The 14,809-nt window shown below is 63.3% G+C and carries 13 protein-coding genes; 7 read left to right on the top strand and 6 right to left on the bottom strand.

Features of this window, described 5'->3' with window-relative positions; genetic code table 11:
* Positions 1 to 202: 202 nt before the first annotated feature.
* Positions 203 to 1,075, top strand: coding sequence for a sulfurtransferase (locus tag G3N95_RS18930; protein ID WP_205971623.1), 873 nt, complete (start codon positions 203 to 205; stop codon positions 1,073 to 1,075).
* A gap of 72 nt (positions 1,076 to 1,147) precedes the next feature.
* Here the strand turns inward: G3N95_RS18930 and G3N95_RS18925 are convergent, their stop codons facing one another.
* Positions 1,148 to 2,221, bottom strand: a complete 1,074-nt coding sequence (locus G3N95_RS18925) for an amino acid dehydrogenase (protein WP_205971622.1) — start codon at positions 2,219 to 2,221, stop codon at positions 1,148 to 1,150.
* Positions 2,222 to 2,481: 260 nt separating this feature from the next.
* Here G3N95_RS18925 and G3N95_RS18920 point away from each other — a divergent pair, with 260 nt between their 5' ends.
* A complete protein-coding gene (locus G3N95_RS18920) occupies positions 2,482 to 2,940 on the top strand; it encodes an Lrp/AsnC family transcriptional regulator (RefSeq protein WP_205971621.1) in 459 nt (152 codons plus the stop codon).
* A 7-nt stretch (positions 2,941 to 2,947) separates the two neighbouring features.
* Here the strand turns inward: G3N95_RS18920 and G3N95_RS18915 are convergent, their stop codons facing one another.
* The 4 genes from G3N95_RS18915 to G3N95_RS18900 form a co-directional block, all read right to left on the bottom strand.
* A complete protein-coding gene (locus tag G3N95_RS18915) occupies positions 2,948 to 4,885 on the bottom strand; it encodes an EAL domain-containing protein (protein ID WP_205971620.1) in 1,938 nt (645 codons plus the stop codon).
* 266 nt (positions 4,886 to 5,151) lie between these two features.
* A complete protein-coding gene (locus G3N95_RS18910) occupies positions 5,152 to 6,744 on the bottom strand; it encodes a TrkA C-terminal domain-containing protein (RefSeq protein ID WP_205971619.1) in 1,593 nt (530 codons plus the stop codon).
* Positions 6,745 to 6,904: 160 nt separating this feature from the next.
* Entirely contained in the window at positions 6,905 to 8,305 is a 1,401-nt protein-coding gene (locus G3N95_RS18905) for a sensor histidine kinase (RefSeq protein ID WP_205971618.1), read from the bottom strand.
* 16 nt (positions 8,306 to 8,321) lie between these two features.
* Complete coding sequence (locus G3N95_RS18900) at positions 8,322 to 8,999, bottom strand: response regulator (protein WP_205971617.1); 678 nt, start codon at positions 8,997 to 8,999, stop codon at positions 8,322 to 8,324.
* A gap of 208 nt (positions 9,000 to 9,207) precedes the next feature.
* Between G3N95_RS18900 and G3N95_RS18895 the strand changes: the two genes are divergently transcribed.
* The 5 genes from G3N95_RS18895 to G3N95_RS18875 all read left to right on the top strand — a co-directional run bounded on the left by G3N95_RS18895 (position 9,208) and on the right by G3N95_RS18875 (position 14,256).
* On the top strand, positions 9,208 to 10,224 hold the full coding sequence (locus G3N95_RS18895; protein ID WP_205971616.1) for an ABC transporter substrate-binding protein: 1,017 nt from the start codon (positions 9,208 to 9,210) through the stop codon (positions 10,222 to 10,224).
* Between the two features lie 51 nt (positions 10,225 to 10,275).
* Entirely contained in the window at positions 10,276 to 11,073 is a 798-nt protein-coding gene (locus G3N95_RS18890) for an ABC transporter ATP-binding protein (protein WP_205971615.1), read from the top strand.
* A gap of 24 nt (positions 11,074 to 11,097) precedes the next feature.
* The gene (locus tag G3N95_RS18885) at positions 11,098 to 11,961 is read left to right on the top strand and encodes an ABC transporter permease (RefSeq protein ID WP_205971614.1); all 864 of its coding nucleotides are present in this window, start codon (positions 11,098 to 11,100) and stop codon (positions 11,959 to 11,961) included.
* A 166-nt stretch (positions 11,962 to 12,127) separates the two neighbouring features.
* Positions 12,128 to 12,805, top strand: coding sequence for a heavy metal response regulator transcription factor (locus tag G3N95_RS18880; protein WP_205971613.1), 678 nt, complete (start codon positions 12,128 to 12,130; stop codon positions 12,803 to 12,805).
* Positions 12,805 to 14,256, top strand: coding sequence for a heavy metal sensor histidine kinase (locus G3N95_RS18875; protein ID WP_205971612.1), 1,452 nt, complete (start codon positions 12,805 to 12,807; stop codon positions 14,254 to 14,256). Before G3N95_RS18880 ends, G3N95_RS18875 begins: the two co-directional genes overlap by 1 nt.
* A gap of 22 nt (positions 14,257 to 14,278) precedes the next feature.
* Here G3N95_RS18875 and G3N95_RS18870 read toward each other — a convergent pair whose 3' ends face one another.
* Complete coding sequence (locus G3N95_RS18870; RefSeq protein ID WP_205971629.1) at positions 14,279 to 14,539, bottom strand: DUF4148 domain-containing protein; 261 nt, start codon at positions 14,537 to 14,539, stop codon at positions 14,279 to 14,281.
* Positions 14,540 to 14,809 lie beyond the last annotated feature (270 nt).

The raw sequence follows: 14,809 nt of genomic DNA, 5'->3' as shown, positions 1-14,809 counted from the left end.
GTGATTCAACAAGCAGGCGCAGATCATCGACCAGCATGGCGATGAAAGTTAACATCGCCGCGTCCCGTTTACAACCGGTTTGCGCCAAAAACAAAATGCCGTTCAGTCGCTTAACTGAACGGCATTAGGCTTCGGCCCGTCTTTTTTGTTTAGACTAGAGACATAGTTCGGCGCTGCCGAAGTCAGTCTCTCAGGAGCCGTCATGCCACACACTCACTACACCACGCTGATCTCCGCAGGCAATCTCGCCGAACGTCTCGCTGCCGCGCCAGGCAGCGTGTTCATCGTCGATTGCCGTTTCGACCTCGTCGACACCGAAGCGGGCGAACAGGCCTATGCCGCAGGTCATCTGCCGCAGGCACACTACCTTCACCTCGATCGCGACCTGTCCGGCGCGAAGACGGGCAGCAACGGGCGTCATCCGTTGCCGGACCGGCAGACGCTGGTCGACCGGCTCGCCGCACTCGGCCTCAAGCAAGGCCAGCAGGTCGTCGCGTACGACGCTCAAGGCGGCATGTACGCCGCGCGTCTGTGGTGGCTGCTGCGCTGGCTGGGTCACGATTCCGTGGCGCTACTCGACGGCGGTCTGCAGGCCTGGGAAGCGGCCGGCCAGCCGTTGACGCAGGACGCGCCGCCGAAGGCCACGGGCGACTTCAAGGCAGGTGCCCCGCTTGCCGTGACCGTCGATGCGCAAGCTGTCGAGCGCAATATCGGCACCAAAGAGCGCCTCGTGATCGACGCGCGTGCGGCCGACCGCTATCGCGGCGAGAACGAGACGCTGGATCGCGTCGGCGGGCACATTCCCGGCGCGCGCAATCGCTTCTTCAAGGACAACCTGACCGACGACGGCCGCTTCAAGTCCGCTCACACGCTGCGCGACGAGTTCAACGCCGTGATTCCTGCGGGCGTGTCGGCGGAGCACGTGGTTCTGCAATGCGGCTCGGGCGTCACGGCTTGCCACAATGCGCTCGCGATGGAAATCGCCGGCATGCACGGCGCGGCGTTGTATCCGGGATCCTGGAGCGAATGGAGTTCGAATCCCGCGCGTCCCGTGGCGACTGGCGCCAATCCGTAACTTTCCTGTTGTTCTGGCGTGGGCGTCACGCGAACGCCCACGCCACATAGAACAACGAACAACGACACAACATCAAACGCGCTTCATCATCTCCCGCGCCCAGACAACAGCGGCACGCCCCGGCGCAACGCCCGACACCTTCACCCGTTCAGCGAGTTCGAACACGCGCGGTCCGATCTGCGCGACTTCGTCCAGCACGGCCTGCTTGTCGGCCGATCCCAGGTATTCGCGCACGCAGCTGATGATTCCGCCCGCGTTCACGAGAAAATCCGGTGCGTAGAAGATGCCGCGCCGATGCAACGTGTCGCCCTCTGCCAGCGACATCAGTTGATTGTTCGCCCCACCTGCGATCACCTTGAACTGGCAGTTCTCCGCCACGGCTTCCGTGATCGAACCGCCGAGCGCGCACGGTGCGAACACGTCGGCATCCACCGACGCGATGCGCGCGATATCCGCGACACGTGCGCCGAACATCTGCTGCGCACGCTCCGTCTTGCCCGCGTCGATATCCGACACGATCAGTTCGGCGCCCGCGCGATGCAGCCGTTCGCACAGATCCCAGCCCACCGAACCCAAACCCTGCACGGCGACGGAAATGCCGTCGAGCGTGTCGCGTCCGAGCGCGACCTGCACCGCCGCCTTGAGACCGACGAACACGCCATACGCCGTACGCGGCGACGGGTTGCCGCCGTACACGTCGTTGTCGCGCGGAATGCCGCTCACGTAGGCCGTCTCGCTCTGCACGGCGCGCATGTCGTCGGCTGTCGTGCCGACGTCTTCAGCCGTCAGATAGACACCGCCAAGCGACTCCACGAGCCGGCCAAACGCCTTGAACAGCGCCGTGCGATCCATCTGTTCCGGACGCTTGAGGATCACCGCCTTGCCGCCGCCGAACGGCAGACCGGCGAGCGCGTTCTTGAACGCCATCCCCTGCGACAGGCGCAGCGCGTCGTGATACGCCTCGTAGTCCGATGCGTATTGCCAGTAGCGGCAGCCACCGAACGCCGGGCCGCGCGCTGTGCTGTACACCGCCACCACGGCTTGCAGGCCGGAGTCCGCATCGCTGGCCACCACAATGCGTTCGTGTGCCGGTTCGCCGTGAAGCCCGAAAAGCGTTCCAGCGAAATTCGTCGTCAGTCGGTCCATCTGTGTTCCTTCCTTGTGGGCAGGCAGTTGAGTCCGCGCGAAGCGATCGCTTCGCGCCGGCTGGCCGCATGTCATCCGGGTCGCGGATGCACACGGCTAAAGGTTCGGTGCCGGCGCAACACGCACGGCACTCCGTCGCAAAAGTGTATGCGGTCAATTTCGGAAATTCGTTCTGTTTATCTGCCGACGCCGCTGCCATGGCAGAATAATCGACCATCACAATCGAAATATGAAGACGAATCGTCTGCAACGGAGACTGCATGAAACTGGACGCCACCGATCAGCGGATCCTGCGCGAGCTGCGCAACGACGGACGCCTTTCGAACGCGAAGCTGGCCGAGCGCGTCGGCCTGTCGGCGACGCCGTGCTGGAACCGCGTGCGCGCGCTCGAAGAAGCGGGGGTGATCGAAGGGTATGCGGCGCTTCTCAACCAGAAAGCGCTCGGCCTGCCGGATACGGTGATCATCGAGGTGAAGCTCGCGAAGCACGACGAACGGACGCTGGACCGCTTCGGCGAAGCGCTCTCCGATCTGCCCGAAGTCGTCGAGGCGTTTCTCGTGTCGGGGGAATACGACTACCTGATCAAGGTGGCCGTCGCCGGGACGGAAGGCTACGAGTCATTCCTGCGGCGCAAGCTGTACCGGCTGCCCGGCTTTCAGGACAGCCGCTCGATGTTCGCGCTGCGCTGCCTGAAACGTTCGGTATCCGTCGAACCTTGAGCGCTCGTCACGCCACGAGCGACTGCTCGTCGAAAGGCATCGGCATGCCGAAGTAAAAGCCTTGCATCGCCGTGCAGCCGAGTCCGCGCAGCACGTTCGCCTGCGCTTCCGTCTGCACGCCTTCCGCCACGCAAGTCAATTCCAGCGAGCGGCACAAATCGACAATGCTGCGCACGATGTCCTGCGCCGCCGGATCGGCGTCGATGCGATCGAGAAAGCCGCGGTCGATCTTGATCTTGTCGAGAGGCAGCCGGTGAATGCACGTGAGGCTCGAATAACCGGTGCCGAAATCGTCGAGCGAGATATGCGCGCCGAGCTGTTTGAAGGCGTGGAGCGAAGCGGACGCCTGCTCGAAATCCTGGATGACGGCCGTCTCCGTCACTTCGAACGTCAGCCGCGAAGGCTCGATGCCGCTCTCGCGGACGATCTCAGTGATATTCGCCACCGCCTCGGCCGAGCCGATGTCGCGCGCCGACAGATTGAAGGCGACGCGCACGGCGGGTTCGCACTCGCGCATCGTCGCGAGCACCTTGCGCAACAGCGCGACCGTCACGGCGTGAATGAAATCGCTGCGCTCGGCCACCTTGACGAACAGCGACGGCGGCACTGAACCGAGCGTCGGACTGTTCCATCGCGCGAGCGCTTCGTACGACACGATCCGTTCCCGGACCACGTCGACGACAGGCTGGAAATGCAGCGTCATTTCGCGCTCCAGGTCCGCCTGCCGCAATGCCTGTTCGATCTGTCCAAGCTCACGAATCTGCTTCTCGTGCTCCGCCGAGAAAATCGTCGTACCGCCGCGGCGATGTTCCTTCGCGAAGTACAACGCGTAGTCTGCGCGCTCGAACAGCTGCGCCGGCGAAACGCCCGCGTCCGGATAGATAGCGAAACCAAGCGACCCCGACAGCCGCGCTGTCGCGCCGGGCCATGCATACGGCGCGCGCAGCGTCTCGCAGATCGCCGCGCCGATGTCGCGCAAATCCTGCGGCTCGCGCACGTCCGTCACGAGCAGGCCAAACTCGTCGCCGCCCAGACGCGCGAGCCGGATGCGCGGCCCCGACCTGTCGAGCAGCCGCCGGCCGACTTCTTCGAGCACGCGGTCGCCCGCGCCGTGACCGTACAGATCGTTGACCTGCTTGAAGCCGTCGAGATCGATCACGCCGACGGCAAAGCGCGCATGCTCCGCCTGTGCCGTTTGAAACAGCGTGTCGAGATCGGCGAGAAAACGTCGCCGGTTCGGTAGTCCCGTCAGGTTGTCGAGATTGGCGAGACGCGAGTTTTCGTCGCTCAGCCGTTGCAGTTCCGCCTGCTTCCCCTGCAACGCATGCTTCGACGCGACGAGATTCGCGAAATCGCGATAGTAGGTGAGCAACACCAAAATCATCGCGACCGCGACCAGCAGCATGTTGATCGCGATCGCGACGAGCACCGCGTTATGCGTCAGCGAAAAGAACAGCGAGAACGGCACGATCACGATGGCCGTCAACAGCAACGCGGCCTTGCGCATGTGCATCAGGCAGAAAATGCAGCCGATCACCGTAATCGACATGTAAAAGGCAACGTGCGCGCGAGCGTACGGGTCGCCATACGGAAACAGCAACAGGCCCCAGCCCGTGAAGGCGACGCCCAGAAGCGCGATCAGCCAGACCGTCGTCTTGAGCCGCGCCGCGACCTCTTCGTCCGTCAGCGACGCGAGGTACTGTCTGCGCCGCACCCACACGACGAGCCGGATCGCGCACGCCGTGCACATGGCCGCTGGCAGCCAGATCGAAAGCCACGCAGGCGCGACGCCCGCGTGCGTGACGGCCACCGCGATGCTGTTGATCACGAGGATCACGTACAGCAACGGCAATTGCCGCGAAAACGCGTCGAACTGCGAGCGTGAGAGCGCGGCCTGTTCGGCAGGATCGGTACGAAACGGTGCGGGGTCCTGCGGGCGAATCATGGCTCGGCAGCGTAAAGGGGTCGGCAAGTCCGGAGTACAGCCCGTCGAGAGTTCTGGCTGCGAATGGCGGTGACGTCAGTCGCGTTCCTGCGCTTTTACGGCAGGTTCGCGGCGAACTTGATGATACGAGACGGATTCTCAAGCCGATCATTCACGCGCGAACACGTGCTTTAGTGTCTCCGCGACGCGACAGACGCTTGCCCCTCATGCACCCTTCATGCGTAGCGCGATGCGCAACGACGCCACGCATTCATCAGATGAATAAGCTATCCGCCGACGATCACGGCAGCGATCTCGACGAACAGAATCTTCACGATCGTCATCGACGGAAAGATCATCGCGTAGCCGACGTCGGGGCGATCCGTCGGCGCGATGCGGTTCGCGAACGCGAGGATCGCGGGGTTGCCCGTCGCGCCGCTGATCACGCCGACCGTCGCATCGAACGGCAGGCGGAAAATCCACAGGCAGCACGCGGCCGTGATGCACACGAGCGCGATCAGAATCGCTGCGCCGTACAGCAGGAACGAGATGCCCGTCAGGCCGATCGTCGCGAAGAACTTCGGTCCCGAAGAAAGCCCGACCTGCGCGAGAAAGACTGTCAGACCGAAGTTGCGCAACACCAGATTCGCGGACAGCGGCATCGTCCAGACGAGGCTGCCCAGACGCCGCATCTTCCCGAGATAGAGCGCGACCAGCAGCAGCGCCGCGAGACCGAGCGAGAGCTTGCCGACGCCCGGTATGGGCAACGGAATCAGTCCGGCCAGCAAGCCGAGTGCGGCGCCCACGCCGATCGAGATATAGCTGAGCTCCGCCGTGCCCTTGATCGAATCGCCGAACAGCTTGCGCACGGCATCCCGTTGACCCGGACCGATCAGCAGGCCGACGCGGTCTCCGAACTCGAGAATCAGATCCGGGGTCGGCAGCATGTCGGCGTCGCCGCGACGCACATGCGCGATCGTGCACACCATGCCTTCGGGAAAGCGGATATCGCGCAGCGCATGGCCGACCACGACACGGCTCGAAGCGAACACGCGCAGATAGTCGAGGTCTTCGCGAGACCGCATCATGCGCCCGGGCTGCAATTCGCCGAGCAGTTCGGCTGCCTTGCGCAGTTCGTCGCGGTCCATTGCCGTCGCGAGCAGCACGTCGTCGGTCTGCATGACGAGATCGTCGGCGGGCAACTGGTTGTGATGCGCGCGGCGCACGGCCACGATGCCGAGACTCGCGGGCAGGCGTGCCTTCAGTTCGGGAAACGTGAGCCCGACAAACGCCTGGTTGCGCAACGCGATCTCGGCGGTTTCGATGAGATGCGCAGGCGGCGTTTCGATCCGGCGCGCGAGCGCCACGCTCAACAGATAGAGAAACAGGATCGGCCCGGCGACGCCGAACGGATACGCGACGCTATAGCCGACTGCGGCACCTTCGCCTTTCAGCACCGCGAGCACTGCCTGCAGACTCGCCGTGCTGGTGCCCGCGCCGGCGAAGAGCCCCAGCGCCTGATCGAGCTTCACGCCGAACAGTGGCCCGAGCGCGAGCGACACGAAACCCGAGCCGAGCACGCCGAGCACGGCGGCGGCATTCGCCTTGAGTCCATCCGCGCTCGACAGCCCGGCGAAGAACTGCGCGCCGTATTGCACACCGATGCCATAGAGAAACAGCAGCAGCCCGAGCGTGCCGAGCAACGCGGGGGGCGCGGACTTCGGCGCAAAACCGCCGATGGCGAGTCCGACGAACAGCACCGCACCCGAACCGAGCGCCACGCCTTTGATGCTCCATTCGCCGATCACATAGCCCACCGCGACGGTGAGAAACAATGTGAGCAACGGCTGCGATTCAAGCAACGTCCGGACTGCATCCATATTCGCTCCACCTCTTGCAAGCGAGCCGCTTGCTGTTAGCTAACGAAAGAACACGATGCAAAATGGAATGGGCGCGAGGGTCGCGTTGCGTTGTCGGCAGCGCTATCGCCCATGCGAATTGCCCACGTATTGCCAGATCAATCATAGACGCTGTGCAGCGTCATGCCGCAACCGTCGATGCCGCCGCGAACGCAACCCTCACGGTCAGCCCGCGCGCTTCGCCTTCGCCCGTTGCCAGCGCGATTTCACCGCGATGCGCCTGCACGATTTCGCGCGCGATTGCGAGACCGAGGCCCGTGCCTTCCGTGTCGGCGGATGCGCGGTAGAACGGCTCGAACACGCGGCTGCGCGCTTCGGCCGGGATGCCTGGGCCGTCGTCGGTGACACTCAGCGCAACGCGCGCCGCGCCACCGCGTACGGCAACCGTCACGTGGCCGCCTCGCTGCGTGTAGCGGATCGCGTTCTCCGCGAGATTCGACACCAGCGCCGTCAACAGGCCTTCGTGTCCGATTACCCACGCGGACTCGTCCAGTTCCGCGCCGAGGTCGATCTCGCGTTTCTGCGCAAACAGCGCGAGATCTTCGACGACGCTCTTCGCGATCGATGCGAGATCCACAGGTTGATTCGCGAGTTGCGTGTAGTCGGCCGCTTCCGCCTGCGCGAGAAGCAGCAACTTGTTGGTGAGTCCGACCATCGACCGGTTGCTGCGCTGCATGGCCGCAAGCGCTTCGCCGAGCGACGGCTCCAGTTCGCGATGCTGCCGCGCGTACTGCAGTTGCGTATCGAGCAGCGTGAGCGGCGTGCGCAACTGATGCGCGGCGTCCGCGATGAAGCGCCGTTGCGCAGCAACCTGCAAGCCGAGTCGCGCAATGCACTGATTGATCGCGTCGACGATGGGCCGTAGCTCCGTATGCAGACGATCCACACGCAACGGCTCCAACTGCATCGGATCGCGGTCCATCACTTCGTCCTTCACTTTCAGCAGCGGGCGCAATTCGAACGTGAGGCCGATGCACGCCAGCGCGACCGCGAGCAGCATCATTTCGAGCTGGCGCACCAGTTGCGGACGCCACAGTTCGCGCCTCATCGCATCGCGCGAGGCCTGCGTCTTGCCGACCGAAACCAGCACGCGCCGCGTCGCGCCGTTGTCGTACATGCGCCGCACGTAGCCGATCGCGCGTATCGATGCGCCGTGCAACTCTGCGTCGTAATACGTGGGTGTGTCGTGCGTCGCGGAGACCGTCGCCGAAGCGCTCGACGGAAAGTCCGGCACGCCGGCAAGCAGCCTGTCGTCGTCGACGCTCACGTTGTAGAAAACCTGGTCGCCATACGGCGACGCGAAAATTTCGAGCGCGGCAGGCGGAATGTCGACGCGCAACGTGCCGTCCGCCCATTCGACTTCGCCCGCGATCATGCGTGCCGACGCCAGCAGCGTGTTGTCCTGCACGAGATCCGCGGTGCGGCGCGCGTTGTCGTATTCGGCCTTGCCTGTCACGAACACGTAGATCGCGAGCGGCACCAGCAGCCACCAGAGCAGGCGGATGCGCAGGCTGCCCGTCATGTGGCGCTCCTCGGCATCATTCGACGTCGTCCTTCTTGCGCAGCAGATAACCGAGACCGCGCAACGTGACGATCGCGGCCGAACTGCCATCGAGTTTCTTGCGCAGCCGCGACACGTAGATTTCGAGCGCATCTTCGCTGGGTTGATCCTCGTGCGTGAAGATCGAGTCCATCAGCGCGGCCTTCGATATCGTCTTGCCCATGCGCAGCGTCAGCGTTTCGAGCACACTGCGCTCGCGCGGCGTCACGTTCAGCGGCACGCCCTTCAGCGTGAACTGGCGCGTGTCGATGTCGAACACGAGGTCGCCGCACGACACCTCATTCGCCGTCGATGCCGTCTGCCGCCGGATCATCACCTTCACGCGCGCGATCAGTTCGCGAACCTCGAACGGCTTCACCAGATAATCGTCCGCGCCCGCTCCCAGCAATTCAACCTTCTCGTCGATCGAGCCGCTTGCGGTGAGGATCATCACGGGCGTCGCGTCGCCGCGCTGACGCAAACGGCGCAGCACGTTCTTGCCCGACAGTCTCGGCAGATTCAGATCCAGAAGCACGACGTCATAGCGGTTCGTGCGCAGCAACTGGTCGGCGGCTTCGCCGTCCTGCACGGCATCGAGCGCGAATGCATCTTGCTCCAGCATGCGGGCGAGCCAGTGCGACAGCGTCGGATTGTCTTCGATCAACAGCAGCTTCATCGGTAACCGGTATGCATGAAAGGCGTTCGTGCGGCGTTGCCGCGCGATTGTAAGTCGGCACCACGGCGTCTCCTGCATCGGGTTAACACCCATGTTTTGCCGCCTGCCCAGAAAGCTTACAGAAGGATTGAGCTTTCTATAATCGCCCCACTCATTCAAAAATGGCGCCGCGTCGAACGGGGTGGCGCCTCATTAAAGGAGACTGTTGATGCGTACCATCCGCCAGATCGCCGCCGTGTCCGGACTTGCCTTCGCCCTCGCAGCCGCTTCCGCCACCGCTCACGCAGAAAAAATCTCGATCATGGTGGGCGGTGCCGCCAAGATCATCTATCTCCCCGCGAAGCTCACGGAGCAGCTCGGTTACTTCAAGGACGAAGGGCTCGACGTTGAGATCCTTTCTCAACCTGCGGGCGTCGATGCCGAAAACGAACTGCTCGCGGGCGCCGTGCAAGGCGTGGTCGGCTTCTATGATCACACAATCGACCTGCAGAGCAAGGGCAAGGAAGTGCAGGCGCTCGTGATCTTCGGCCAGGTGCCGGGCGAAGTCGAAATGGTGTCGACGAAGGCATCGGCGACGCTCAAGAGCATGGCCGACGTGAAGGGCAAGACGCTCGGCGTGACGGGCCTCGGCTCGTCGACGAGCTTCCTCACGCAGTATCTCGCGCAACGCGCGGGCATCCCGTCGACGCAATACACGCTGCTGCCCGTCGGCGCAGACAACAGCTTCATCGCCGCGATCAAGCAGGACCGCATCGACGCCGGCATGACCACCGAGCCGACCGTTTCGCAACTGCTGAAGATGGGCGACGCGAAGGTGCTGGTCGACATGCGCACGATCGAAGGCACGCGCGCCGCGCTGGGCGGCACGTATCCGGCATCGAGCTTCTACGTGCAGCGCGCGTGGGCCGAATCGCACAAGGCGGACGCCACGAAGCTCTCGCATGCATTCGCGAAGACGCTGAACTTCATCGCAACGCATAGCGCGGAAGACATCGCCGCGAAGATGCCGAAGGACTATTACGGCAGCAACAAGGACCTGTACGTCACCGCGCTGAAGGCCTCGCTGCCGATGTTCACGAAGGACGGCAAGATGCCCGCCGACGGTCCCGAGACCGTGCTGAAGGTGCTCGCGTCGTTCAATCCGTCCGTGAAGGGCAAGCATATCGATCTCGCGAAGACCTACTCGAACGAGTACGTGTCGACCGTTTCGACGGCTTCGAAGTAAGCGGCGACGCCAGCCGTTACCCCACATTCGCAACGAAAAGGGCAGCACGCGATGAATCAATCCAGGCCGCACGGCGCACCCGCGATCGAGTTGCGCAACGTATCGTGCCGCTTCATTTCACCCGACGGCAAGGCGACGATCGCCTTGCGCGACTTCAGCATGTCGGTGGCGAAGGGCGAGTTCGTCGCCGTCGTCGGGCCCACGGGCTGCGGCAAGTCCACGACGCTCAGCATGATCACGGGCCTGCTCAAGCCGACGACGGGCGAAGTGCGCGTGATGGGCGCGCCCGTCGACGGCATCGACCCGCGCATCGGCTTCGTGTTCCAGGCCGATGCCGTGTTTCCGTGGCGCTCGGTGCTCGACAACGTGGCGGCGGGTCCGCTGTATCGCGGCCGCTCGAAAGCGGCCGCCTATGACGAAGCGAACGAATGGCTGCGCCGTGTCGGGCTCGACAAGTTCGGCAAGCACTATCCGCACCAGTTGTCGGGCGGCATGAGAAAGCGCGTCGCGCTCGCGCAAACCTTCATCAACAAGCCGGAAATCCTTTTGATGGATGAGCCGTTCTCCGCACTCGACATGCAGACGCGCACGCTGATGCAGGACGAACTGCTGCAGCTGTGGTCGGGGAATGCTGGCTCCGTCGTGTTCGTCACGCACGATCTCGAAGAAGCGATCGCGCTCGCGGACCGCGTGTTCGTGCTGACGGCGCGGCCCGCGACGTTGAAGAAGGTCTATGAGATCGACTTGCCGCGTCCGCGCGTCACATCGGAAATCCGCTACGACCCGCGCTTCATCGAAATTTCGCGCGATATCTGGCACGACCTGCGCGAAGAAGTGCAGATCGGCTGATCAACCCAAGCAGAGATTCATTCCATGTCCACAACGCCTCAACAGATGATGCCTGCCGGGCTCGATCCCACTTCGCTCGCGCAGGTCGAACGCATCGCGCAGAAGCGCATCCGCCAGCGCAACGCGCTCGTGATCGGGCTGCGCATCGCCGTCCTCGTTCTCGTGCTGGGCGGCTGGGAAGTGTCGGCCCGCATGAAATGGATCGACCCGTTCTTCTTTTCGATGCCGTCGCTGATCTTCGAGCAGATCGTCGACTGGTTCGTGAACGGCACCTCGCAAGGGCCGCTGCTGACGCAGGTGTGGGTCACGCTCGAAGAGACGGGGCTCGGCTTCATCATCGGCTCGGTGGCGGGCGTGTTCTGCGGCATCGTGCTCGGCCGCAACAAGCTGCTCTCCGACGTGTTCAGCCTCTACATCAAGATCGCCAATTCGATTCCGCGCGTGGTGCTCGGCTCGGTGTTCGTGATCGCGCTCGGTCTCGGCATGGCGTCGAAAGTCGCGCTGGCCGTGGTGATGGTGTTCTTCGTGGTGTTCGCCAATGCGTTTCAGGGCGTGCGCGAAGCGGACCGCTACATGATCGCCAACGCACAGATTCTGGGCGCATCACGCCGGCAGGTGACGACGTCCGTCGTGATTCCTTCGGCATTGAGCTGGATTCTCGCGAGCCTGCACGTGAGCTTCGGCTTTGCACTGGTGGGCGCGGTGGTCGGCGAGTTCCTCGGCTCCAAGCAAGGCATCGGTCTGCTGATCTCGACGGCACAGGGCGCGTTCAACGCAAGCGGCGTGTTCGCCGCGATGATCGTGCTGGCCGTCGTCGCGCTGGCCGCGGATTATCTGCTGACTGCCGTCGAGCAGCGCTTGCTGAAGTGGCGGCCGAATAGCAACTGACTCTTTTCTCGCAGTGGTTGTTTTGTCGTTGCACAGCGCCCCTTTATGGGGCGCTTTTTTTCGTTGAAACGAGGCTGCGGGGACATTACCGAAATGTAATCAGCGTCCGCACACATGCCGGTATGATTGAAAGATCAATCAGCGGCAAGCGAAGCGGAGCACAACGATGCGTATCCTGGTCATCGAGGACGAGCCCAAAACGGCGGCGTATCTGAAGAAAGGGCTCGAAGAGTCCGGCTATTCGGTCGAAGTGGCGAATGACGGCTCGCACGGTCTGATCCTCGCGCAGGAGGAAGACTACGACGTCATCATCCTCGATGTGATGCTGCCGTGGATGGACGGCTGGACCGTCGTGAAGACGCTGCGCGCCACGCGCGCCACACCCGTACTCTTTCTCACCGCGCGCGACGACGTGAACGACCGTGTGCGCGGCCTCGAACTCGGCGCCGACGATTACCTCGTCAAGCCGTTTGCCTTCGTCGAACTGCTCGCGAGAGTGCGCACGCTCGCGCGCCGCGGACCGCCGCGCGAAAGCGAACTGATCCGCATCGGCGACCTGGAAATGGATATCAACCGTCGCCGCGTGAAGCGCGGCACCACGCGCATCGATCTCACGCCGCGCGAATTCTCGCTGCTGCAACTGCTCGCGCGACGCCACGGCGAAGTGTTGAGCCGCACACAGATCGCCTCTTATGTGTGGGATATGAACTTCGACAGCGACACGAATGTCGTCGAAGTCGCGATCCGCCGCCTGCGCAGCAAGGTCGACGACAACTTTCCCGTCAAACTGATTCACACGGTTCGCGGCGTGGGCTACGTGCTCGAAATCAAGGAAGCGGGTTGATGCACGGCCGCTCGATCACCACTACGCTCGCGCTTGCATTCGGCGCGACGACGCTCGTCGTGTTCGTGCTGGTCGGCAACTTTCTCTATCGCGCGCTCGAACAGCAAATCAGTTCCCAGGACGACATGAGCATCGTGCTGTCGGCGCGCCACGCGCGGCGTCTTGCTGAGGAGATCGATACGTCGGGCGGCATTCGCGAGCATGGAGACCGCATCACGAGCATCGTGCTCGGCAATCCGGGGATGTCGATGGAAGTGTTCGATCCCAACGGCCAACTGGCGATCGAACACAACCTCGAAAGCACGCTCGGCATGGCGACGCCCGCGAACGACAGCACGTTGCTCGCCGCCGGCCGCTCCATTCAGCGCGTCCCTGCAGCGGATCGCATCACGCAAGACGCGATCGTCGGATGGAAAAACAGCACGGGCGCGCCGATACGCGGCGTCGCCACCGACGCGAAGCTGCGCGACGGCGAAATGGTCAGCATTCTGATCGCGCGCAACATGAGCGATCGCTACGAGCTGCTCGATCACTATCGCGACACGCTCAAGATCTACGGCATCGTCGGCGTGCTGCTGACCACCGTGCTCAGCTATCTGCTGATTCGCGCGGCGATGCGGCCCGTGCACGATATTGCCGCGAGCGCCGCGAGTGTCACCGTGAACCGGCTCAACACGCGCATTGCCGTGAAGAGCGTGCCGCGCGAACTCGAAACACTGGTGACGACGCTCAACGCGATGCTAGAGCGCATGGATCGCGGCTTCAAGCAGATGTCGCGCTTCACCGCCGATCTCGCTCACGACATGCGCACGCCGCTCGGCAACATGCGGGGCGCAACGGAAGTCGCGCTCGCGCGTCCGCGCTCCGCGGACGAATACGAAGCGCTGCTCGCATCGAATCTCGAAGAATGCGAACGCCTGTCGCGCATGATCGAGAACGTGCTGTTTCTTGCGCGCGCGGAGCATCCGCAGTTCGTCAAGCACATGCGGGTGTTCGATGCCGTGCAGGAATTGACGCGTATCGGCGAGTATTTCGAAGGCGTTGCGGAAGATGCCGGCGTGCGTATGCGAGTCACAGGTGCCGCGATGCTTACCGCCGACCTCGAACTCTTTCGCCGCGCGGTCAGCAATCTGCTGGCGAATGCGTTGCGCTACACGCCACGCGACAAGGAGATCGTGCTCGACGCGCACGAGGTCGGCAACGGCGTGCGCATCACCGTATCGAACGAAGGCGAGCCGATCGCGCCCGAACATCTCGAACGCATTTTCGACCGCTTCTATCGCGTCGATCCGTCACGCAGCGCGCTGCCATCGTCCGGTTCGCCGCAAGGGTCGCCGGGTTCGACGGGGCTGGGCCTCGCGATCGTGCGTACCATCATGGATCTGCATGGCGGCACCGTCCATGCGGAAAGCGACGCGCGCGGCACGCGTTTCGTGCTGACGTTTCGCTGAGCGCACGCCGCCCGTTTGCCGTTCATTGCATGTTGTCGACGCTCGCATTCGCGGGTGTCTGCATCGCGGTACGTGTATCGCCGCCGCCATGCTGGATAGCGTAAACCTCGGCGTTGTGCCGGATTTCTTCTGCGCTTGGCGGATAGTTGTGCTTCGGCGCGGGCACGAGGCCTTCGCGTTGCGCCTGCACGAGTTCGGCACGCACTTCCGCTCGCGTCTTGCCCGTCGATACGGTTTGCGCCGAAGCAGTCATCGCGACGCAACAGGCCAGTGCACCCATCATCAGACAGATTGAATTCTTCACGGTGTTCTCCTTTCCGAAATTGATCGATCGGCTTCCTGCCCGGCTCGCCGTCCGTTCGAACGACGAAGCAACTGGAGCCGATGGAATCATTCTGGCGGGGAGGCCGTGACCTCACACTGACCGTGCGATTACGATTTTGATAGCCTTCGGAGGAAGAAAAATTTCATCGCGCACGCTAAGCATCTGCTAAGCGCACACAGCGGAAGATGACGAACAATGCGCGAGTCTTGCGCGCATATATCGCAAACT

It is taken from the genome of Paraburkholderia sp. Tr-20389, from assembly GCF_017104565.1.
Classification (GTDB): domain Bacteria; phylum Pseudomonadota; class Gammaproteobacteria; order Burkholderiales; family Burkholderiaceae; genus Paraburkholderia.
Note: the sequence above shows the minus strand (reverse complement) of the source record. Positions and strands in the feature narration are given on the sequence as shown.

Coding starts and splice junctions, on each gene's coding strand:
- G3N95_RS18930 (WP_205971623.1), top strand. CDS start 203: ATGCCACACACTCACTACACCACGCTGATCTCCGCAGGCAATCTCGCC.
- G3N95_RS18925 (WP_205971622.1), bottom strand. CDS start 2,221: ATGGACCGACTGACGACGAATTTCGCTGGAACGCTTTTCGGGCTTCAC.
- G3N95_RS18920 (WP_205971621.1), top strand. CDS start 2,482: ATGAAACTGGACGCCACCGATCAGCGGATCCTGCGCGAGCTGCGCAAC.
- G3N95_RS18915 (WP_205971620.1), bottom strand. CDS start 4,885: ATGATTCGCCCGCAGGACCCCGCACCGTTTCGTACCGATCCTGCCGAA.
- G3N95_RS18910 (WP_205971619.1), bottom strand. CDS start 6,744: ATGGATGCAGTCCGGACGTTGCTTGAATCGCAGCCGTTGCTCACATTG.
- G3N95_RS18905 (WP_205971618.1), bottom strand. CDS start 8,305: ATGACGGGCAGCCTGCGCATCCGCCTGCTCTGGTGGCTGCTGGTGCCG.
- G3N95_RS18900 (WP_205971617.1), bottom strand. CDS start 8,999: ATGAAGCTGCTGTTGATCGAAGACAATCCGACGCTGTCGCACTGGCTC.
- G3N95_RS18895 (WP_205971616.1), top strand. CDS start 9,208: ATGCGTACCATCCGCCAGATCGCCGCCGTGTCCGGACTTGCCTTCGCC.
- G3N95_RS18890 (WP_205971615.1), top strand. CDS start 10,276: ATGAATCAATCCAGGCCGCACGGCGCACCCGCGATCGAGTTGCGCAAC.
- G3N95_RS18885 (WP_205971614.1), top strand. CDS start 11,098: ATGTCCACAACGCCTCAACAGATGATGCCTGCCGGGCTCGATCCCACT.
- G3N95_RS18880 (WP_205971613.1), top strand. CDS start 12,128: ATGCGTATCCTGGTCATCGAGGACGAGCCCAAAACGGCGGCGTATCTG.
- G3N95_RS18875 (WP_205971612.1), top strand. CDS start 12,805: ATGCACGGCCGCTCGATCACCACTACGCTCGCGCTTGCATTCGGCGCG.
- G3N95_RS18870 (WP_205971629.1), bottom strand. CDS start 14,539: ATGATGGGTGCACTGGCCTGTTGCGTCGCGATGACTGCTTCGGCGCAA.